Consider the following 21,422-nt stretch of genomic DNA (forward strand, 5'->3'; position numbering starts at 1 on the left):
TTGGTCTCAGGCGGTGGGCTTGTCCACCGCGGTCTCGGTCGGCTCGGTGGCGGTGGCGGTGGTGGCCGTGGTGTGGGTGCGGTAGAAGTCCCGGCCCCACCGCAGGCGCACGCCGGCGGCGCCGCCGGGGCGTTGCCAGCGCAGCAGGTCCTCGGCCAGCTGCCCGTAGTCCACGGGGATGTCCTGGCCGCGCAGCAGTTGCACGAGCCCGCGCAGGTGGTGCACCAACTCGCTATAGCTGTCGGAGGTGCCCAAGGTGAGGAAACGGCGCAGCACCGGTGCGGGCGGGTCGGTCGGCTCTTGGGGGTGCAGCCGCCGTACCGCCGCTCCCAGGCCGTGACCGCGCTGGTGCATCCGCTTGCCGCGGGACTGCTGATGGGTGGCGTAGAGGGTCAGCGCGGTGTGCGCGGCGATCTCTCCAGGCGTGGGTTTCTCGCCGGGGTTGGGGCCGGTGAAGACGGGGGAGAGGGTGTAGCGGTGGATGTCGGCCACGCTGCCAGCGGGTGTGCCGACCGCCCGGCGCAGCCGGGCCAGGGCGGCGACCTCGGCGGAGTGGTTGGCCAGCACCCCCTGCTGCAGGCTCCGGATGCGACGGTCGACCTCCGCGCCGACCGCGCCCAGCTCGGGAGTGACTGTGGGGGTGGTGGTGTGGGTGGTCATGAGGCCACCTCGATGGTTTGGGCCGCCAGCGGCAGGGCGGTGTGGAGGTCGCGCCGGAATCGCTTGTCGGCCAACGGTGTGTTCATCAGGCGCGCATCGACGGTGCGGCCGCGCCACGCCGTCATCGGCGCCCGCGCCAGCAAATCCGCGGCCACCGCCTGCGCGCACTGGCGTGCTTGACGCTGCCAGGCCTGGTGGGCGGCCATGGGATCGGTGGTGGCGTCCAGGTCACGCAGCCACGCGCGGAACAGCGGGTCCAGCGCGGCGAAAACCTGTTCCCGGGCGCGGGTGACGGGTCCGTCGCGTTCGTCGCGGCCGCACCCGGCCGCGGCGGCGAGGTTGCCCGCCAAGCGTCCCACCGCTTTCGCGGTCTCCTCCGCGGCCTGCACGCAGGCCACCGCGGTGGCGGCCAGGTCGGTGGCCTCGCGGTGCAGCAGGATGGCGTGCAGGGGGAGTTGGTCGTCGAGGATGTCCTCGGTGGTGGAGCTTTGGGCGCCGTAAGTCATGCCGATGGTGTGCAGCCGCACCGGCAGATCCGGGTCGATCTCGTTGCCCAGCCGGGCGATCCACTCCAGCACCTGCGGAGTCAACGCCGCGGCCGCATCCTGGCCTTGGGGTCGTTGGGCGGCGGGCAGCAGCGATGCCAGGCCGCGCCAGACCGCCCGGTCCGGCAGGTGCTCCCGCGGCATGTACACCAGGGGCAGGCCGTGTTTTTTCTCCTGCGGGGTGCTGCGCCGCCAGGCGGTGTGCGGCTCGTGGTGGTGCTTGTTTTGCGGGGTCAGGCGCTCGCCGTTGCAGATGAGCACGCCGGTGACCGCGGAGGTGGTGTAGGAGAGCAGGATCCGGCGGCTTTGCCAGGTGTAGAGGTCCACCCGCCCGCACGGTGCCCGCCCGCCGTCGAGTTCTTCCCCGACTCCGACCGGGTCGCGTTCCCACGCCGGCAGGTCGGTTTCCGGGGTGGCGGTGAGGCCGTGCTGGTCGTAGGCGATGAGGTTGAGCAGCAACGTCTCCCGCAACGTCGCACCCTCGGGAATCACGCCACCGAGGTGGCCGGACCAGGCGGTGCCGATCGGGTAGCCCTTGCCGCCCTTGACCCGCTTGTCCCCGACCGCGCCGGACTTGATCCCGGAGGGGTCGAAGGCCTGGCAGTGCACCAGCCACCGCGCCGCCTCGGCGAAGGACAACGACAGGATCGCACCGAGCCGGTTGGTGAAGAACGGGTGGCCGTTGGGCACATCGGCGATGAGCTTGCCCAGCTCGGAGACCTCGCCCTTGGCGGTGTGCAACCCGGCGACCTGGAAGAACGGGGCCTGCGGGGAGAGCAGATCGAACCGGTCGCGGTGCTGGTGCAGATATTCACCGATCTGCTGGGCGGGTAGTTCGGGCTGCTGCCACAGCTGTTCCCAGGCGTCAAGGTCGCGCGGACCGTCGACAGCGCGGTGCAAGACCGCCAGCAGCAGCCTGGTGAGGGCGAAGACCTGGGTGGGAACATCGCCGAGTACCGCGGCGAGCTCGTGGGCACGCCTGAATACCTCGGTCAGGGACAGCTCTTCCCGTTGCCCGGTGTTGGTGCGCACGGAAAGCCAGGGTTCGTCGATCAGGTTGTATGACAACGGGTTAGACCCGTTCATGGGTGCATCCTTTGGCTGTCCTACTCGGGCTTTTGTCGAAGCAACCTGTCTAGTTGTTTGGTCAACTCAATGACCGTGATGACGAATGCGCTTAGTCCGGCACCCGTAGTGGCCAGAAAGCGGCCGGTGGGGCTGAGGGTCCCCTCAAAACCCACCCAGGTTGCTGCGGCTGCCACGCCCGCGACAAGTAGAGAGCAGGGCACCGTGACGATCAAAACAATCAGCCAGTGTGTCAGAAACTGCTGTTCATTCGGACTTCGTGGCATCTCGGATTGCCTTCTCTGGCCGCGACCTCCCTGCTCGTATAATCGCTGATTGCGGGAGTGTCGTCTGTTGATAGAGCTGAAGGTCGGTCGAGGCTGCCCCGCTTGCACTCCAGGGAACTTGGCACCCCGCATTAGCGGGGACAACACAACAAGGTCACGTGCTGGTCCTCAATGCACCTGGATCAACTTCGCCGGGCGAAGACAACGAGTTGGCGTGACGTTTTCGACCTGTCGCCATACTGGTCCTCAAAGCACCCTTCGTCAAGTTGGCTCGCGACTTCTATGTGTATATCCCCGTCAGGAGTTTAGTTGTTTGAGGAACTAGTTGAAGCTGCTCAAGCATTTTTACGGATCATGCCGCTTGTGGATCAATCCTCGTCGCGGATCGTAGTTCAGGGTGAAGGCGGGCTCGCCGTGCCGCAGCACGGCCGTGCGGTGCTCGTCGAGGACAAGCACCAGCTGCCCTTTGAGCAGCGGGGCGAGCTGGAAGCTGGGGATGTAGTTGGACTCCACAGCGGTGATCACCGCGTCGAGGACACCGGGATGGCTCAGCGCCAAGGGCAGTCGCAGCGAGCACGCCGCGATCACCGCCGCCTGCTGCGGTGGCACCGCCAGGTCAGTGGGAACAGGTTCACCGCCGCCGCGAGCGATCCATGCCGGGGTCAGCAGGCCACCGGCGGAATCGCGTTGCACGACAAGAACTTCCAGGGACTCGGCGCCGTCACGAACCTGCGCCAGACCGGTGTGATCATCGTCGGCGTCACCGACACCGGCCCGCACCCACCCGATCAGCGAGGTGCCCGTGGGCGGGCCGAGCCGGAAGTCCTGCGCCGCCTCCACGCGGCGAACCTCAGTCACCGCGGCCTGTTCGGCGGCAGCGAGCATGTGCTCCTGCCAGGCAGCCGGGCCCAGTGGCTGTTCGCCGTAGGCCTGCTGCACCAGCGGGGAGATGTCGCGAGGCAGCATGATCTCCGGCCTACCGGTCAGCAGTGCGGCGGCGCGCAGCAAGGTGTACTCGCCGTAGACCCGCCGGGACCCCGCCACCGCCCGCACTGGTGCGGCGCTCCAGTCGAGCACCCCGGTCAGCGCGCAACGCGCCTGCCGCAACGGGGCAGGCCGATCGCGGGGGTGACGGTGCAGCCGGCCCAGGCGTTGCAACACCAGGTCCATCGGCGCCAGGTCGGTGACCATGAGGTCGAAGTCCACGTCCAGGGACTGCTCCACCACCTGCGAGGCCACCACGATGTGCCGAAGCGGACGGTCACCGTCGGGGCCGAAGCGGTGCAGCAGGCCCTGGTCGATGCGGGCGCGGTCGCAGGCCAGGAACCGGGAGTGGTTGATCGTGACCTGCTCGGCGCCGAACTCCTCCTCCAAACGCTGCGCGGTCTCCTGCACCCGGGCGACGGTGTTGCGCACCACCACCGCGCACCCGCCCTGGGCCAGGTGCTCACGCAGGTAGGCCACCAGCGTGTCCAGGTCATCCTCAAGATGATCCAGGGCCACGGTGTTGTCGCCGCCGTCGGCGGGCACGGTGAGCGGGGGCAGACCGCCGGAGCTGGCCAGCAGCGGATAGCCCATGTCGGTGGCTGCCGCGGGGTGGCTCTGGTTGTCATAGGCAGCCAGCAACTGCGCCCGCCGGGAGGTGGGCAAAGTAGCTGACAGCAGGACCACCGGAACCCGGTAGGCGCCCAGCCATTCCAGCACTCGGAGCAGGTACTGCGACATGAACACGTCGTAGGCGTGCACCTCATCGATGATCACGACCTTGCCCGCCAGCCCCAGGTGCCGCAGCATCAAGTGCCTGCTTTTCAACCCGGCGAACAGGATCTGGTCGATCGTGCCCACCACGAAGCAGGCCAGCACACCCTTCTTGCGGCCGCGCAGCCACTGGTGCGCCACCAGCGCGCCGCCGTCGTGCTCCTCGCCGATGCTGGCGAAGTACCCGGCCCGCACCAGCCCGGCGAACTCCTCGTTCGAGCTGGCCTTGCCGTGGGCCAGCGTCACGCTCACCCTGCTGCCGGTGCGAGGCAGGCGCTCCAGCCAGGCCCGCACCCGGGAGAACATCGCATCGGTGCTTGCCTGGGTCGGCAACGCCACGAAACAGCCCCCCGCACCGGAGCGGGCGGCCAGAACCTCCGCAGCCAGCAACGCCGCCTCGGTCTTGCCGTTGCCCATCGGCGCCTCAATGATCAGCAACCCGGGTTGTTGCTGTCTGCGGGCCAGCTCGACAGCGGCCACCTGCACCCGGCGCGCCGGAGTGTTCGGGCGGTCGAATCGCTGCTGGAACAACAACTCCGCGCTCGTGCTGGCCAGCTCCGCAGTCCACGGCGCGGGCAGGTCCAACTTCTGCCACGCGTGCTCCAGCCGCACCACGGTGTCCAGACAGCGGGGCGGCTCGTGGGCGCGCAGCAACGGGAACAGCTCGGCGTTGGAGGCGATCCAGTCGGCCACGATCACCAGACCGGTCAGCAACACCTGGCTGGGCACGCTCAGCCGCACCTCCCGCCACCGGGTCCAGTCGATGCCCGCATCGGCCCGTTCCAGGAAGTGCTCCCGTGCCTGCTGCCACACCCCGGTACCGCGCAGTTCCGGGTGCTGGCGCACGAGCTGCAGTTGGCTGTCCTCGGGCGGCACACCGTGGTGACTGCCCACGATCGCGGCCAGCTGGGCGGCGATGCCCCGCCGGGGAAGGTCATGCCGGCCTGCCAGCCACTCCTGAACCGCGGCATGTCCCACCAAGGCGTGGGTGAGCGCGCCGCGTTGGGGGTGGTGGGCCAGCGCGGGGGAGGCGTTGAGGCCCGTATCGCGCATGCGGTCGGCCAGGGCGGGGACCTGGACCGCGAAGGCTGGGCTGGTTTTGCCGACATCGTGGGCACGGGCCAGCCAGTCCAGCAGCGCCCGCACATCCTCGGCACCGCACTGCGTATCGCGTGCCACGGTGTCGAGGATCTGGTGGGGTACCCAGCTTTCCGCCAGGCGGCGGGCTACCGCGCCGGTGTCGTCGAGGTGCTGGTGCAGGGGCAGCCAGTGGGTGAGCGCGCCGTGTTCGTCGCGCACTGATTTGGCCCACACCGCGGGCCATTGGAGCTCGGCAGGTGGTGGCGGGTCGTTGGTGGGCAGGAGGGTGGGGGACACGCCGGTGTGTAGGTGGAATGCGGTGCCTCGTTAGCCGTCTCGATACCGATTCCCACGATGGGGTTGCTACCGAAGGGTTTTCCTGCGCTGGCTTGTGTCGTGGCGGTAACGCGCGTGCTGAAGACGGTCCAGCGGTCGATGACCGCGGGCGCTCTGTGTATTCGCTGCAAAGGTGACAGGTCGCTGTATCCAGAGTGAACGGGCTTCCGGCTCGAAGGAACGGTCTCTGGTTGGGGTCGAGCCCCGCATGCGCGGGGACGACGCCGGGTCCTCATGGATCGGCCGGCCGGAGTCGGGACCACCCCCGCCTGCGCGGGGACGACGCGCTACCCGGCAACGCCCGGCTGGCTGAGCAGGGACCACCCCCGCCTGCGCGGGGACGACGGCAACTACCGCATGTCCGGGCTGGTCGGCGCGGGACCACCCCCGCCTGCGCGGGGACGACCCTCGCCGGGCGTGCGGCGCTTACGGCGAGCCAGGACCACCCCCGCCTGCGCGGGGACGACCGGTCGAGGTGGACCAGCCGCCCGGGGCAGGACGGACCACCCCGCCTGCGCGGGGACGACACACAACGGGACCGATCTCGTCCATCAATCCTCGGACCACCCCCGCCTGCGCGGGGACGACCGACTGCGGAACCCGGGATATCCGGCGAGATAGGGACCACCCCGCCTGCGCGGGGACGACTTCGGGACCGGTGGGACGCTGTCTCAGCTGATTGGACCACCCCCGCCTGCGCGGGGACGACTGGATGGCCAGCGCCGTCCGGCCCGCGCTGCGCGGACCACCCCCGCCTGCGCGGGGACGACATGTTCAACCCGACCGTTCTCGCGGCAAAGGCGGACCACCCCCGCCTGCGCGGGGACGACCCGGCTATGGCTCTGCGCAGCCTGCATTCCACGGGACCACCCGGGTGTGTCCGGCCGTTGCCGCCGGAGACGTCGTCGGCTCCGCGGGGCCCGCGGAGGCCTTGGTGCCGGCCACGCCCACCGACAGGATCGCAGTCAGCGCGGCCTGGCCCCGCTGCGGATGTACTGACCAGCATCTTCTGGCGCCGCGGACAGCAGCTGAACCTTGGTGGCCCGGGTCCTCGAGGAGCGGGGGCACCGGGCTGCCCCGGTGCGGCGGCCGTTCGGCGGCACCAAGGTCAACTCCTGTGGCCGCACCGGCCCGGTTACCCGCCCAGCCGCGCGGTGGCGACGTCGGTCCACTCGTAGGCCTTGTGGTCGCGGTTCAGGTCGATCAGCGAGACCGCGGAGATGCTCACCGTCGCGGTGTGCCCGCCGTGGGTGGCCAGCGCCCGCGCCACCGGCTCGGCCGGTCCAGCGGTGTTGGAGTAGCCCAGCGAGACGTGCGCGCGGAATCCTTCCTCAGGCTCGGGCACGTTGTCCTGGCCCCACACGTCGCCGATAGCCGCGCGGATCTCCAGCCGTAGCTTGGCGAGCGAGTGCAGCGGGAGCGCTGGCATCTGGACTCCCTCGGGGTCGACCTGGGCCGGGCCGAGGGTGGCGGTGATCGGCTCCAGTTCGGCGCAGCGCCGTTGGGCCGCGGCCACGATCCGGTCGACGTCGTCCCTGGCCACCTCGTCGGTGAACCCGATGCCCTGCAACGTCAGGTGCAACCACCGCACCGGGATGGGATCCAGCACCGGCAGCAGGGCCAGCACCGGCTCGTAGTCGGCGACGAGCCGCTGCGCGTCCGGCTGGTCGGCGAAGGTCACGTGCCAGGTGTAGAAGGAGCGGCCAACTCGCCAACCGGGTCGCCACCACCAGTGGTCGCGCATCGGCTCCAGTTCGGACACCTGCTCGCCTCCCGGGCTATGTGGTCAGTTCCTTGATCACCGTCTCACGGCGGAAGTCGACGATGGAACCCCGCACCCGGCCGGCCACCGCCCCGGGCATGCCGGTCACCATCTCGTCGACCTCCCGCACGCGGTGCAGCAGCGGATGGATGCGGTGTTCGGGCGCGGTCTCCAGCACCGGGGCGAGCGAGTTCTCCGCATTGCCGATGTCTCCGAGCACCAGGTGCGCCTTGACCTGCTGAAGCCGCATCATGCGCTCCGAACCGCGGTTGCGCAGGTGGTCCGGCGCGGCCTCGAACGCGGCCACCGCCCGGTCGGCCTGCTCCAGCGCCCGCGGCGCCTGCCCGAGCGCCAACTCGGCGTCCGACCACAGCGATCCGGCGCGATCCACGGAGCAGGTGAACGGACCGTCCAGCTCGTTCTCAACACGCTCGGCCCCGTTGGCGGCAAGCTCGGCCTGGCGCAACGCGACGAGGGCACCGTTCTGGTCCCCGGCTCGTGCGAGATCCATCGCGAGCGCGCTCGACAGGTACAGGCGCGCCGTGCCGATCCCGGCGTACCGCAGGCCCTCGGCGGCGTGTCCGGCCGCACCGAGGTAGTCCCGCTGCCAGAAGGCCGTGGTGTGGCGCGTGGCCGCCACCCAGGCGCGCAGCGGGTTGTAGTCGGCGCGATCAGCGCACACCCAGGCCACCCGGGCGTGGGTCTCGGCCGCGCCGAGCTGGCCCAGGTCGACCGACATCCAGGCCAGCATGGTCAGCGACCAGCCCGCGGCGGCATACAACTCTTGGCTCTGCTGCGGGGTCTGGTGGCCATCGAGCAGGGTGAACGCCCGGTCGCGCAACGCCTTCGTGCGGGCGAACAACGGCAGGGTCGGTTCCTTGAGGTAGGCCCGCGCTACCTGCCGCACGTCGGAGTGCAACTCCTGGATGGTGAACTCGCCGACGTTGGTGGATTCCGCCCAGGACAGGAACCGCACGGACTCGTCGGCCGCGCTCATCAGCACCTCCTCCACCAGCTGCGGGCCGGCGTGCTGGCAGGCGGGCGAGGTGCAGGACCGCGTTCGCCGGCGACTGGGCCGGAACCCGAGGTCGGCGTCCGTGGCCGCGCCCAGCAGTCCGGCGCCTCCAGCGACCCGCCGTGACGTGCCCCGTTGTCCGGCTCGCGCGGACCTGACTCCGTTGGCCCAGTTGGTTACTTACCGTGATCAGCCGGCGGGGCGCGGCAAAATGCCGCGCCCCTCAACAGCACGACGGCCAAGGCCGCCGAAGAAAAGATATGGGCCCAACGGCCCATACCACCATCAACCTGGTGGTCGCGCCGCAGCAGGTAGGAGCTGGTCGGGGACGCTGTGCTCGGGGTTCATGCCGAGATAGTTCCGCACGTCACCTCGGCGGTGGCACCGGCGTGGCTTCGCCTCCGATTCCCCACCCGGTCAGCTGACGGGTGAGGGTGGCCGGGGTGACCACGGCGGCCCGGAACGCTGATCGACAACTCGGTTCGGCCAGCACATCGGCGAGTGCGTTGACCCGGCCCGGAGTGCGGCGCTCGCTCAGGACCGCGACGTGTACGGCGTCGGGGGGAAGGAGGCCCGCCAGCTGCCGCAGCCGGCGGACGTGGCGCACAAGTCCGTCGTACCGGCCGTTGCGCTCGGCCTCGATCGCCACCAGCACCCGGCGGTCCGCGAGCTGGAAGCTGACCAGGGCGTCAGGGACGATCCATGCTGGCCCTCCGGCGTCGTCGAGCCGGCAGCGGCGGGCGATCCGAAGGACGCCGACCAGCGTCGGCCAGTCGGCGAGCAGCCGCTCAACACCCGCAGCGAGCAGCCGGTCATGCTCCCGGTCCTGCCGCCGAGGGTGACGGGGGACGGGGCTGGCCGTGGCGGCAGCGACCGCGCGGGCACACCGGCGGCCTCGCTCGGTCAGCTCCCACCTGCCGCGCCGCACCGCGGTGTCAGCGATCCACCCGGCCTGCCGCCATTCCTGGACCACACCGCGCACGTCGACCTCGCGCACCAGCCGACCCCATGCCCCGGCCAGCGCGATGGCCTCCCGGGACAGGGCCGGAACCTCGTGCTGGCCCCGCGCCTGCAACGCCAAGGCAAGCGCCCGGCGGGCTACCTCTCGGCCCGGTGCGGTCCACGGCGGCGCGAACCTCGGAGTCTTCTCGACCGAGTGCGCGCCCAGCTGGGTGAGTCGGATTGGCCGAGCTGGCCGACCAGGCGAACCGTCCCGGGCCAGCCACCGCACCTGGCACATCCGTCGCACCAGGCGGTGACCCGGCGCCGACGAGCGGCAGCACCGATCGAGGGTGGCGAGCAACTGGGCGTCGATCCAGCCGAACTCGCTCAACGCCCACCACACCGGCAGCCACTCACCACTGATCGCGGGGTGCGGCTCCGTCTCCACGAGTCCGATACGGACGGCCGTCCGCAGGGCCTCACCCCGCACGAGCATCTCTCGCACACCGCAGGTAGTCGAGTGGTGCCACGTGGGCCGTGGCAGTCCCGACGTCCTTAAGAGGGGGCCGCATCGACGTCGAGGAGCCACGGTGGGCATGCCAAAGATCATCTTGGTGACGAAGTTCAAGGGCGGGGTCGGAGCCACCCACGCGTGCGCGCTACTGGCGCACGGTCTGGCCGTCGGCGACCCGACGCTGTACGCGGATCTCGAACCCCAGGGCGACGGCGCACAGATCCTGGCTGTACCTCTCGGTGCCGCCGGGACGGTCAAGGACTTCGTGTTCAACACTCGGCCGCACGCCGAGGTGCTACGCGAGATCCCGACCTCGGCCCGCGGCTACTACGTCGCGCCCGACCCGGAACTCAACCGCCCAACCGGACTGCCGCTGTACGACCCGGACCGGCTGCGGCGGGCCGCCGACAGCGCCGGGATCACCTGGGTCGTGGTGGACGCCGTGAAGTTGCCGGACCCGCGGACGCTGGCGGTGCTCGCCGGCGCGGACCTGGTGCTGTGCGTTGTCGCCAACGCCTTCGGCATCCGCACCCTCGCCCACGGACACGCGCAGCTGGCCCGGCGGGCGCGGCCCGGCGCCGTGTTCACCCTCGTCGACCGGATCCGCAAGGACCGCAGCGAGATGCTGCTGCTGGATGACCTGGTCGGACATCCCGACTTTGCGCGGTTCCGCTTGTGCCCCGTCCACATTGGACACGACGGCTGGGTCGCACACGCGGTTCGGCACCGCCGCAGCCCCTTCGCCGTAGGCAATGCCCAAGCTACCCACCACGCCTCCGCCGAGCTGGCCGCGTGGGTCCGAGGCAGGCTGGCATGAACCCGTTGCTGGACAACTTGGAGGACAGGGACGGCAGTTCGGCGCTCGGTGAGCTCGGGGAAGCCGACGACGACCGCGTGGCCGTCCCGATCCCGCTGGCTGCCATCACGCGCTGCATCCAGGTTTGCGGTGTCGACGCGAGCGAGGAGGACATCGCCGAGCTGGCGGCCAACATCGAGGACGTAGGGCTGCTGCACCCAGTCGAGGTCAACTCGAACGGCGACGGCACCTACACCTTGGTCAAGGGCAACAGCCGCCGCCTGGCCCACCTCCAGCTCGGCAAGGAGACCATCCCGGCCTTCGTGGACCCGAGGCCCTCCACGGAGGAACTCCTGGCCGAGTTCATCCGGGCGCAGGCATCGGAGAACGCACACCGCAAACACCTGACGATCTTGGAGACCCTGAACACCATCAACCGCCTCACCGAGCCGCCGTGCTCGTGCAGCCGCAACCAGGTCGGCCGGATCATGCGGTTGCCGTACACCACGCTCTAGCGCTACTGGCGCGTCCACCGCACACTCAGGGACCGCGGCCTGGCGTGGCTGCCCGAGGTCCGCCAGTGGCTGAACACGCCGAACGCCACCTGGCTGGCCGCCGCGGCCTTTGCCGCCGACCGCAACCTGGAACGCACGTTCGCCGCGACCGGCGAGCTGCCCGACCCGGTGTCGACTGGCCTCGCAGCCGAGACGCCGCCGGAACCGGTGGGGGCACCCGAACAGGGGGACCAGTTGGCCCCCCTTGACACGCCCACGCCGCAGCAGCCGCAGGCCCGCACTCGCGATTCAACGAGCTCGACCAAGCCACAGACTGGCCGGACCACCGAGCTCCCCGACCGCGGCCGCAGACTGTGGCGACGGCTCCAGCGGTTGCTGGACGAGCTGCACTCCGTCGCAGCCGAGCTGCCTCCCGAACTGCGGCAGGAAATCAGCACGGCGCTCATCGCGAGTGCGAGCCAACTGGACCCGTCCGAATAACGACCGGTTCTTTCCTTTTAATGGCGAGGAGAACGCTGTGTTCGCTGTCCTAATTGGTCTTCTTATACCGGGCGGAGCCCAGTGGCATGCGCACCGATTCTGGGCAGGGGCCGCCTTCCTCGGCTGTGCGGTGACCGTCGCCCTGTTCGCATACCAGCGGTTCGGCTGGCCAACCCTCTTGGTGGTCCCGGCGCTGGCGCTGGTTGAGCAGTGGGCTGCCCAGCGCGGGAAGCGCGTTACCTGAGCCGCTGCCCGCGGTTCGGCCGCGAGCTTGCACCTCGACAGTTCCACAGCGTGCCCAGCAACGGCGCCGACCGGATCGTTCAGACGCTCCATGCCAAGGGAGCAACCTCTACCTATCTCGAAGGTGGTGGCAGACCCCTGGCGCCTGCCCGGGGCGTCCATCGCGACGACCGGGACGGCCCTGGCTCGCCAGGGAAACCATGCAGGACAACGACCAAACCACGTTCAGCCTAAGTCAGTTCCAGCAGTCCGTGAGAAACTCGTGCCTGCTACGCGGGCTCGATGAGGAGCAGGTCGAGTTGTTGGCGGCCGAGATGATGACGATCTCGGTGCCAGCAGGAAGCACCATCTACCGAGAGGGCGAACCCGCAGACGACCTCTACGTGGTCGCTGCTGGCAAGGTCAAGATCAGTCAGTACCTGGGTAAAAAAGCCTGGCAACTGAAGGATCTGCTGGGGCCGGGCGAGATGTTCGGTTCCGGGATCGAGCTCGACCGCGGTCTTCGTACTGCGACGGCGACCGCGGCCACCGGCGGCATCGTGTGGTGTATCCGTTACTCCACACTGGACAAGTGGACCGCCCAGGAGCCGGAGATCCGGCGGGAGATGCAGGCCGAGATGTCGCGACGCGCGATGAACCACCGGAACAGGCGCGACGACCAGGTCACGCTGAGCGTCGCGGCCAGGTTGGCGAAGTTGTTCCTGGACATGGGAAAACGCTTCGGCACGCCAGTGGGCGAGGCGATCAGCCTCAAGCACCACCTGAGCCACGTCGAACTGGGTGACCTCATCGGAGCCAGCCGCACGGCGGTGCACGGCGCGATGGCGGAGCTCGTTCGGAACAAGCTCATCTCGCAGCGACGCCATGGGGCCGACCTGCTCGACCTCCAGGCGTTGGCCCGCCTGGCAGATTGAGCGGTGCCGCCATGGAGATCATCGACCGCAACGGCCTCGTGCCGGTCCCGCTGAACCACAGGGTGACCTCGTCCTGCCTGTTCCGCAGCCTCAGTCCCGCCCAAGCGAGCGAGCTGCGACGGGAGATGCGGTTCACCGCCTACGAGCCGGGTGAGCCGATGTTCCTCGAAGGTGAGGAGCACGACCGGGTTCACCTCATCTGCTCAGGGAGGGTGAAGCTGAGCCGGACGGTCGAGGAGCAGTCGCACTACCTGCGTGCGCTCGTCGGAGCGGGCGACTTCGCCGGCCTGCCGCTGCACCTGGACTCCGGACCACGGGACATGAACGCGATCCCGGCAACGGAGGTGATGGCGGCCAGCATCAGTTGCGAGGAGTTGCGATCCTGGTGCCTGTGGGTACCGGCGATCGGCCTGGATCTCGCCCGCGAGCGACATGCCCGTGCTCGCGAATTCGAGCTCCGCGCGCTGCACCTGGCGCTGCACGACACTGCGGCTCGCCTGGCCCGGTTGCTGATCGCCCTGGCGGAGCGCTTCGGCGCCACCGTCGACGGCGTTCTCCGGGTTGAGCACCAGTTGACCCAGGAGGAGCTGGCCCAGTTGATCGGATGCAGCAGGGAGACCGCCTGCAAGTCGATCCAGCACTTCGTGACGCGGGGCTGGATCCGTGTGACTGACGACGGTGTGCACGTGCTTCAGCCATTGCAGCTCTTGCGACGGGCGCGCTGACCGAACGGTTGAGGTCAGGGGCACCGGAGTCCGCGACGCGCGGCTCCGGTGCCCCTTCCTCCGCAACTTCCGTGATCCCGGCAGATGTCCAGTTGTTGTCGGCGCTGGCTGGAATACGGGCGCAGTCCCACTCTGGCGCGGTTAGCCTCGTAAGGAGAGGCCTGATCACCAGGGGCAGGCCATCTGTGCGAGCCCAGGGATGCTGAAGTTCCCTTGCGAGCGCCTGCGCGGTGATCATGATTAACTCACGTTACAGCTTGTGGCGATGTACACAGATTTCCTGCGGGATTGCAGGGTGAGGTGGTCTGCATCTAGCCTTCTGCGAGGCACGGGCAGCTCGACAGGTCGCGCCGCCAACGGGGATTGCAGGGGGGATTGGTTCTGATGCAGTTTTTGTGTGCACGTCTGCTGAATATGTCTTTTCGTCGCGCTGCCTGCAGTTCTGGCCATAGCGTGGACCGACAGGCTTATTTTGCCGGTCTCCGAGTGTTTCACTCATTCCGAGGAAATCCTCGTTAACAGCGCGCGGGAATTGTGATGTCATTTCTTCCCGTCGCGCGTCAGCTGGCTGTCATTGTCGCCAGCTCCGATGGCCTATCAGGGCACTAACTTATGTCAATGTGGCTGTCATTGTGCAGCGCACCGGCGGATAGGAAAGCAGTGCGAAACAGTCGACGTGTTTTGAGCGTCGTGGTCGCAGCGGTGACTGTGGTGAGCGCAGGTGAGATAGGGGCTGGTTCCGGGACCATCGCACAGGCTGCGGTGGGAGAGCCTGTCGCGCCGAACGCTGACATGTTTCTGGCGAAGGTAGAAGTCGGCGGGCATGTACGCAGTTGTTCCGGTGTCCTGGTGGCTCCGCAGTGGGTGCTCACCGCCCGCAGTTGCTTCGCCGAGCCGGGCAAGGAGTCGGACGTTCGACCGGGCCCACCGGCATTGCTCACCACCGTCACCGTGGGCCGCAATCCGCGTTCGGGCAAGTCTGGCTACAGCGCTCCGGTGCTGGAGGTCGTGCCCAGGGACGATCGGGATGTCGCCCTGGTCAAGCTGGCCTTCCCGGTCACCGACATCGCCCCGGTGCCGTTGACCGCCTCGGCGCCCGGTGACAGCGAGGTGCTGCGGCTGGCCGGTTACGGGCGCACCGCCACCAAGTGGGTGCCGGGCGCTCCGCACAGCGGAACCTACGGCGTGACCTCCGTGGCCGGTGCCACGGTCGCGGTCTCGCCCTCCTCCACCACGGCCAGCATCTGCAAGGGGGACGCGGGCGGGCCTGCGCTGCGGCAGCGCGGGCAGGCGGTGGAGTTGCTCGGGCTGGTCAGCACTTCCTGGCAAGGCGGCTGCCTGGGCGAGACCGAGACCCGGCGCACCGCCACCCTGGCGCGGGTGGACACCCTGGCCGACTGGGTGCGCACCACCACCACAGAGCGCCCGAACCCGCTGGCGTTTGCGTGGCGGCACCAGTTGCACGTCTTCTCCCGCGCACAGAACGGGGAGCTCTCCCACTGGTGGATGAACCGTGGGGGCGGGGTGGAGCGTGGTTCCTGGGGCGGGGAGCTGGCCGGCAATCCAACGGGGTTCATCGACGGCGAGCAGCAGCACGTCTTCGGCCGCGGCCCCGACGGCAGCCTGCGCCATTGGATCTGGGATGCCAGGGTGCCGGAGCGGGTCGGGCAGGAGACGTGGCACGGTCCGAAGATCACCGGTGATCCGGTGGCCTATGTCTGGAAGGGCGAGCAGCACGTCTTCGCTCGCGCTGAGGACGGGTCGCTGGCGCACTGGATCTGGTCGGGTTCGCTGCGCAATGACTCCTGGGGTGGTCAGCTGGTCGGCAACCCGGCCGGGTTCGCCCATGGGGAGCAGCAGCACGTTTTCGCCAGGGACAAGGACTCGCGGCTGGTGCACTGGTATTGGGATGCCCGTGCCGAGCGGCTGACCTCTGAGGTGTGGCAGGGGCCGAAGCTCAGCAGTGATCCCACCGGTTATCTCTGGCAGGGACAGCAGCACGTCTTCGCCCGGGGGTTGAACGGCAGCCTGGAGCACTGGCAGTGGTCGGACAGGTTCTGGCAGGACAACTGGGGCGGGCAGATCGAAGGCCGGCCTGCTGGGTTCCCCTATGGTGAGCAGCAGCACGCTTTCGGTCGCGGCCCGGGTGGGGAACTGCGCCACTGGTACTGGGATGCGCGGACTCAGGGTGAGGTCGTTCGGGAGACCTGGCAGGGCGCGCGGCTTGCCAGCGACCCGAGTGCGCATGTGTGGTTCGACGAGCAGCAGGTGTTCGCCTTCACGATGAGCCCGGATGGCGAGCTGGGGCACTGGTGGTGGGAGAACGGCAAACCCGTCCAGCACGACACCTGGGGCAAGTGAGCTCAGCAGCAACACTGGCGACCGGTTAACGAATCCAGAGGCACTCCGCGCAGAGGCTGAGGCGTTCGGTTCCTGAACACTGCTGATGGGTTGAACCCCACTCGTGTGCGCGATGAGAAGAACGGATTGAGGAGCAAGATGAAAGCCTTGGCACGTGTGCTCTTGACAGGTTCGGCAGTGGTAGCAGCCGTCACCGCTGTCGTCATCGCCACCAACCCCGGCAACGCCCACTCGGCTGACCAGATGCCGTCCGTGGTGGAGAACTACGAATATCCGGGCCGGGAACAGATTGAGAGCCAGGACAAGGTCAAACTGATCGCAGGCGACGGCAACATCATCTACGCGGACTGCACGCAACCGCCCACAGGTCCAGTTGGGCTGATCGAAGTGCGCTCGACCTCGCTTGAGGTTGGCAAGCAGCACGACGGTCGCGTGTGTTTTCGGGTACTTGGCACCACGGGCAACCTCACGATGAAGCTGCCTGACGTGTTCGAGATCCGTGGAGATGGACGGCAGCCCGGTACTGGCCACAAGGGCAAGGCCGACGTCGTCAGCAACTCCGGGCAGCAGAAGACCGTCGAGCTCGACCCGGACGGCAGCATGCAGGTAGGAGTCGGCAACCCTGGCGGAGAGCCGTCCACCCTGCTGCGGCTGGAGATCACCTCCTGAGGGGCGTTCCTGTGCCAGCGCCATCCACACGCGGATGATCTCCACCCTGATCGGTGGCAGCACCTGACCCGAAGTGGCCAGGCAGGGGACCCGCAGGTTCACCGTCTGCTGATAGGGCCGGGCGTGATGTTGGACTGGGGCCCTGGGCAGGATCGAAGGTCGCATGTTCGAGAAACAGAGGGGGGAATGAGATGAGAGCCCGCAAGGGTGCCGTGCTCGCGGTCGCCCTGTCACTGGTGAGCAGCATGGTGGTCGTCCCAGCAGGTGCGGCAGCAGCCGAAAACCCGCCGGTGTCCCAGTCGGACGGACGTGCCCGGGTCGTCGCAATCTGGCAGACCGGGGGGCAGATCGCCAAGGCAGAGGCCGAAAAGGTGCTTACGGGCACCGATGCCCAGATCACGGACTTCCTGACCAACATCTACCCGCGAGTGGCGAAGCTGGACGATCGGCTCTCTGTCAACCGGATGCAGTCCGCCGGTGGTGTCGCGGTCAAGGAAGCCGCTCAACGCGCACTGGATGACGGCAGCGCCGGCGCATTGCGGGCCTTCCTGGAAAACGGCTTCCGTAATCCCAAGAACGTCGACCTGCGCGTCGCGGTCAACCAGGTCGTCGCAGCCGGCGGTCCGCAGCTGAAGGCGGCCGCGCAACCCGCACTCGACGCTGGCACGCCTGAGACACTGGAGAAGTTTCTTTCCACCGGGTGGCGTCTTCCGTTCGAGACGGACTTGCGTATCCGGGTGAACCAGGCGATGTCGGTCGGAGGGAAGAACGTCCGCGCCGGCGCCCAGCAAGCCCTCGATGCCGGCACCGCCGAGGCCTACCAAGAGTTTCTGGATATCGACTTCGCCGTATACCAGGCGCGGGACCTAGAGGCCGCGACCATCGGCGAGCTCGCCGGGGTGGCGAAGGAGGCGGGTGAACAGGCCGCCAAGGAGACCGTAGCTGCGAAGGTTGCCTCCGAGCGCGCGGTGAAGGAGGCCGAACTCGCCAAGGCCGCAGCGGAGGAGGCCGCTCGGGCAACCGAGGCTGCCAAGGGCAATGCCGACGAGGCCGCAGCGGCGGCAGGCAGGGCGGCATCAGCGGCCAGCGCCGCGGCTGTCGCGGCTCGCGAGGCGGTCAATGCGGCAAACGTGGCGAGCAAGGCTGCGTGGACTGCGGCGAACGCAGCTTCGCGCGCGGCGAGTGCGGCGTCGATGGCCGGCAAGGCCGCCTCCCGGGCCTTCAGCGCGGCCGCCGCGGTGACGACAGATGCCAGCAAGGTGCCTGCCGCGCGGCAGGCTGCGGTCGATGCCGCCGCTGTGGCCGACAATGCCACTGAGGCAGCGGCAGCGGCACAGGCCGCAGGAGATGCGGCGCGCAACGCCGGCAACGCCGCGGCCGCTGCTGGCAGCGCGGGTGACAACGCGCGGGCCGCCGCGCAGGCAGCGGGCGAATCGGCGGCAGCCGCACGCCGGGCGGGAGCTGATGCGAACGCGGCGAGCAAGGCGGCTGCGGCTTCCCGCGCTGCCGCGGCACGGGCCAACCGGGCCGCTAACGCCGCACGGTCGTTCGCCACGATCGCCGCCGCGGCGGCTGACACCGCTAAACAAGCCGCGCTACATGCGGCCGACAACGCGCGAGCGGCCGCCGCCGCTGCCAATCGAGCCGCTGATCATGCGGGCAGCGCACAGAACGCCGCCGCTGAGGCGACCGCGCACGCCGATGCCGCGACCCAGGCAGCGCTCAACGCGAACGGTGCCGCCGAGCAAGCCCGCAAGATCTATGATGGGGCCCGTACCTCAGACGCCGAGCGGTTCACCGTCCGGATCGACCAGGCCAGGGAAGCGGCGCGAAACGCGCACGATGAGGTCCCGCGCAACTTCTTCACCGGTCCCACGTGGGATTTGGCGCAGACCGCGCGCCAGGACGAGGAGACCAAGCAGCTGATCGCACAGGCAACCGAGCCTGGTGCCAGTCCGCAGGTCGTTGCGGACAAGGGACGTCAGGTCGCCATGCGACTCGCCAGAGTCGGCGGGCCTTGGACGAAGGCCGCAGCGCTGGCGGCGCTGGCGGGCATCGACGAAGAGGTGCGCGCTTTCGTCAAGGACGGCATCAAGGTCGCGGCAGGGCAGGACGACCGGACGGTACTGACGTCTCTGGCGCAAGACGGAACTGATGCCTTCCGCGCAGCTGCGAAGCAGGCACTGGCCGGTTCAGACGTCGAGGTCGAACGTTTCCTTCTGGAGCGTGACTACCCCAGGCGGGACCTCGATGATCGACTGCAGATCAATCACCTTCTTTCGCAAGCCCGCGACGCGGGCCGGCTCACCACGCGTACCGCCGCTCAGAAGGCCTTGGACGCAGGCACCCGTGCCGCATACCGGAAGTTCCTAGCCGAGGACCGCTACACCGCGGCCGGGCAGGACGAGCGTCTGCTGGTCAATCAGGTCAAGGCCGATCCAGCCTCTGGTCCGGAAACCGTCGAGATGGCACAGGTGGCGCTGGACGGCCCGCCGGGCGTGCTGCGGCAGTTCCTTGACGTGGAGCGGTTCGCGACTGCCCGGCGCGACAAGGAACAGTCCGCGCACAACGCTGAGATGGCGAATCTTCTCGCCACGGCCTATGCCGCCGCCGCAGAGGCCGCCCAGCACGCCAACGAGGCCCAGGCCGCCGCCGCTACAGCCCGCAACGCTGCCGCGGAAGCAGTTGGCTATGCGCAGCAGGCCAACGAGTTCGCTCAACAGGCGGCCACGCACGCTCAGAACGCGCAGAAGTCGGCCAACGAGGCCGCGAAGTCCGCACAGGATGCTGCGAACTCGGCGCGCAAGGCCCGCACCGCGGCAAGCGCAGCCCAGGCTTCGGCGCGGAAGGCATCGCAGTCAGCGGTGTGGGCGCAGGCGTCGGCGAAGCAGGCGCGCACATTCGCCAACGACGCCTACAAGGCCGCCCGTACCGCCGCAGTGGAGGCATTGGCGGCGGGAAAGCTGGCCCAAGAAGCTGCCGACGCAGCCGCTGGCGCAGCCAAGCGTGCAATCGACCTCAGTATCCAGAAGAAATACGAATACGGCGTTCAGCACCAGCAGTACTGCCAGGGCCGGCACGGCGAGAGCGGCCCGCGATACTCCGAGTGCATGCGGCTGCTCACGATGACTGCGGACGAGCTGGTGGAGCGGGCGTACGAGAACGCTGATGTCTGCCGTGTTCTCGACCACCGCCCAGGCGGGCAGGGCACCGAGAACTGCCTGTCCATGGTGCTGCACCCGGACTTCGTGCTGACTCAGGTTATCGGTGCGGTCACCAGCATCCTGCAGGTCTACTCTGTCGTGACCGGTGGCGTCGTAGCTGGGGCGCTGATGGTGCGCCTGGGCGCCGCGTGCGCAGCCTCGGAGGTCTGCGGTGCGGCGCTGGTGGCCTTCACGCCGGAGGCTGGCGCCTACATGCCGTGGCTGGCGTTGTCGGCACAGGGAACTGCGGCGAGCGCGGCGGTGATGCGTACGCTGGGTGAACTTCAAGCGGTTCTGGTGACCTCGGTCAGCACGGAGGCACGAATCGCCAGGCTTGGTGCGGAGCTACTGAACCGCCTGCCCGGTTCGATTCGCCTGTGCCGAAGCTTTGCTGCCGATACGCCGGTGCTCATGGCTGATGGCAGCACCAAGCCCGTCGCGGACATCCGGGCTGGTGAGATCGTCCGCTCGGCTAACCCTGCCAACGGCGAGGTCGACTCGGCGGCGGTGTCCAGAGCGGTTGTGGGCGCTGGAGAGAAGCGGATGGTCGACATCTCGGTGGCTGGCGGGGGCAGGATTAGCGCCACCGACACGCACCCGTTCTGGGTGGAGGACACGCACTCGTGGGTCCATGCAGGAGACCTGCGCATCGGCCAGCATCTCCGTACTCCGGAGGGCACCGTAGCCGTCTCCAGCGTGCATTCCCGGCTCGTGACCGTAACCGTGCACAACCTGGATGTGACCGCGCCGGACACGTTCTTCGTTGTGGCTGGCGGCAAGCCAGTGCTGGTGCACAACTCTGAGTGCATCGAACATGTCGTGCTCGGCTTGCGGGAAGGCGGGGCCCTCAAGGCATTCGCGGACTCGATCAAGGGAAACATCATCACCGTGGACGACTATCGCGGTGTCGTCTTCACCCTTGGTCAACTTCTGCAGCTGAACTCCGGCTGGGTCAAGGTGTCGTTCCGGATGGACAACCTGCTCAACGCAGAGAAGGGGGTTGCGGCTATGGTGAACGCCTCTCGCCTGCGCAGCGCACGCCAGGTGGGAGGTGCAACCGACTACGAGTTGTCCTTGCTGTACGACCTCGGCGTACTCAAGCACGTCAACTTCTACCATAACGGTAAACTGATGCCGAACCCGTACGCCTAGGAGGCCGGTAATGCCTGAAATCGAGTTCCCATTGGCATTTGGCCGCAGGTTCGAGCCCTGGTCCTATCAGGCTACCCATGGCGTCTTGCTGTTGCGTAGCAACAAAACCACTGCTGCGCAGACGCGAGTAGACCTCCGTTTTCGCTTCGTGGAGCAGATGACCTTGCGTGCGGTGATTGACGAGGTCACCCTCGACCTCGTCGACGGCGTCTACCGGATGTCTCCCGAGGACAACGTGGTGGCCGGGTCCCTTGAAGTGATTGAGGACGATCTGGAGAGCGGCCAGCCCTCCGTTTTCGACGACAAGTCGCTCGACAGCCACATCATTAGATCGCTCTATCACCACCGCTACTGACGCATTGAGGCGGGAAGGTACTGCGGCTGCACTGGAGCGCAGATC

14 protein-coding genes are annotated in these 21,422 nt (G+C 68.4%); 8 read left to right on the plus strand and 6 right to left on the minus strand.

All coding sequences use genetic code 11. The features are described from left to right. Positions 1 to 6 precede the first annotated feature (6 nt). From casB to N8J89_RS20670, 6 genes are all read right to left on the minus strand, one after another. Positions 7 to 660 (minus strand): type I-E CRISPR-associated protein Cse2/CasB, encoded by a 654-nt coding sequence (gene casB, locus N8J89_RS20645; RefSeq protein WP_283666020.1) that lies wholly within the window; start codon positions 658 to 660, stop codon positions 7 to 9. Then, complete coding sequence (casA, locus tag N8J89_RS20650; protein ID WP_283666021.1) at positions 657 to 2,291, minus strand: type I-E CRISPR-associated protein Cse1/CasA; 1,635 nt, start codon at positions 2,289 to 2,291, stop codon at positions 657 to 659. The genes casB and casA overlap by 4 nt, the downstream gene beginning before the upstream one ends. A gap of 611 nt (positions 2,292 to 2,902) precedes the next feature. Then, entirely contained in the window at positions 2,903 to 5,692 is a 2,790-nt protein-coding gene (cas3, locus tag N8J89_RS20655; RefSeq protein WP_283666022.1) for a CRISPR-associated helicase Cas3', read from the minus strand. A 1,174-nt stretch (positions 5,693 to 6,866) separates the two neighbouring features. Then, complete coding sequence (locus N8J89_RS20660; RefSeq protein WP_283666023.1) at positions 6,867 to 7,493, minus strand: 2'-5' RNA ligase family protein; 627 nt, start codon at positions 7,491 to 7,493, stop codon at positions 6,867 to 6,869. Between the two features lie 16 nt (positions 7,494 to 7,509). After that, a complete protein-coding gene (locus tag N8J89_RS20665) occupies positions 7,510 to 8,490 on the minus strand; it encodes a hypothetical protein (RefSeq protein WP_283666024.1) in 981 nt (326 codons plus the stop codon). Positions 8,491 to 8,875: 385 nt separating this feature from the next. Then, a complete protein-coding gene (locus N8J89_RS20670) occupies positions 8,876 to 9,589 on the minus strand; it encodes a hypothetical protein (RefSeq protein ID WP_283666025.1) in 714 nt (237 codons plus the stop codon). A gap of 457 nt (positions 9,590 to 10,046) precedes the next feature. On the opposite strand from N8J89_RS20670, the gene N8J89_RS20675 reads away from it, so the two are divergent. The 8 genes from N8J89_RS20675 (at position 10,047) to N8J89_RS20710 (ending at position 21,377) form a co-directional block, all read left to right on the plus strand. Next, positions 10,047 to 10,781: a ParA family protein gene (locus N8J89_RS20675; RefSeq protein ID WP_283666026.1), complete on the plus strand. Its 735-nt coding sequence runs from the start codon at positions 10,047 to 10,049 to the stop codon at positions 10,779 to 10,781. Continuing rightward, positions 10,778 to 11,275: a ParB/RepB/Spo0J family partition protein gene (locus N8J89_RS20680; protein WP_283666027.1), complete on the plus strand. Its 498-nt coding sequence runs from the start codon at positions 10,778 to 10,780 to the stop codon at positions 11,273 to 11,275. Before N8J89_RS20675 ends, N8J89_RS20680 begins: the two co-directional genes overlap by 4 nt. Before the next feature lie 923 nt (positions 11,276 to 12,198). Next, a complete protein-coding gene (locus N8J89_RS20685; RefSeq protein ID WP_283666028.1) occupies positions 12,199 to 12,912 on the plus strand; it encodes a Crp/Fnr family transcriptional regulator in 714 nt (237 codons plus the stop codon). Positions 12,913 to 12,923: 11 nt separating this feature from the next. Beyond that, complete coding sequence (locus N8J89_RS20690; protein ID WP_283666029.1) at positions 12,924 to 13,637, plus strand: Crp/Fnr family transcriptional regulator; 714 nt, start codon at positions 12,924 to 12,926, stop codon at positions 13,635 to 13,637. Positions 13,638 to 14,327: 690 nt separating this feature from the next. Continuing rightward, the gene (locus N8J89_RS20695) at positions 14,328 to 15,998 is read left to right on the plus strand and encodes a trypsin-like serine protease (RefSeq protein WP_283666208.1); all 1,671 of its coding nucleotides are present in this window, start codon (positions 14,328 to 14,330) and stop codon (positions 15,996 to 15,998) included. 105 nt (positions 15,999 to 16,103) lie between these two features. Beyond that, a complete protein-coding gene (locus tag N8J89_RS20700; RefSeq protein WP_283666030.1) occupies positions 16,104 to 16,667 on the plus strand; it encodes a hypothetical protein in 564 nt (187 codons plus the stop codon). Between the two features lie 191 nt (positions 16,668 to 16,858). Beyond that, positions 16,859 to 21,022, plus strand: a complete 4,164-nt coding sequence (locus tag N8J89_RS20705; RefSeq protein WP_283666031.1) for a polymorphic toxin-type HINT domain-containing protein — start codon at positions 16,859 to 16,861, stop codon at positions 21,020 to 21,022. Between the two features lie 10 nt (positions 21,023 to 21,032). Then, a complete protein-coding gene (locus N8J89_RS20710; protein ID WP_283666032.1) occupies positions 21,033 to 21,377 on the plus strand; it encodes a hypothetical protein in 345 nt (114 codons plus the stop codon). Positions 21,378 to 21,422: the final 45 nt, after the last annotated feature.

Origin of the sequence: Crossiella sp. CA-258035 (assembly GCF_030064675.1) — a bacterium.
GTDB lineage: Bacteria > Actinomycetota > Actinomycetes > Mycobacteriales > Pseudonocardiaceae > Crossiella.

Bases quoted from the DNA above. Each gene is read 5' to 3' on its own strand.
- N8J89_RS20705 (WP_283666031.1), top strand. From the start codon at position 16,859: ATGAGAGCCCGCAAGGGTGCCGTGCTCGCGGTCGCCCTGTCACTGGTG.
- casA (WP_283666021.1), bottom strand. From the start codon at position 2,291: ATGAACGGGTCTAACCCGTTGTCATACAACCTGATCGACGAACCCTGG.
- N8J89_RS20675 (WP_283666026.1), top strand. From the start codon at position 10,047: ATGCCAAAGATCATCTTGGTGACGAAGTTCAAGGGCGGGGTCGGAGCC.
- N8J89_RS20685 (WP_283666028.1), top strand. From the start codon at position 12,199: ATGCAGGACAACGACCAAACCACGTTCAGCCTAAGTCAGTTCCAGCAG.
- N8J89_RS20710 (WP_283666032.1), top strand. From the start codon at position 21,033: ATGCCTGAAATCGAGTTCCCATTGGCATTTGGCCGCAGGTTCGAGCCC.
- N8J89_RS20680 (WP_283666027.1), top strand. From the start codon at position 10,778: ATGAACCCGTTGCTGGACAACTTGGAGGACAGGGACGGCAGTTCGGCG.
- N8J89_RS20665 (WP_283666024.1), bottom strand. From the start codon at position 8,490: ATGAGCGCGGCCGACGAGTCCGTGCGGTTCCTGTCCTGGGCGGAATCC.
- casB (WP_283666020.1), bottom strand. From the start codon at position 660: ATGACCACCCACACCACCACCCCCACAGTCACTCCCGAGCTGGGCGCG.
- N8J89_RS20690 (WP_283666029.1), top strand. From the start codon at position 12,924: ATGGAGATCATCGACCGCAACGGCCTCGTGCCGGTCCCGCTGAACCAC.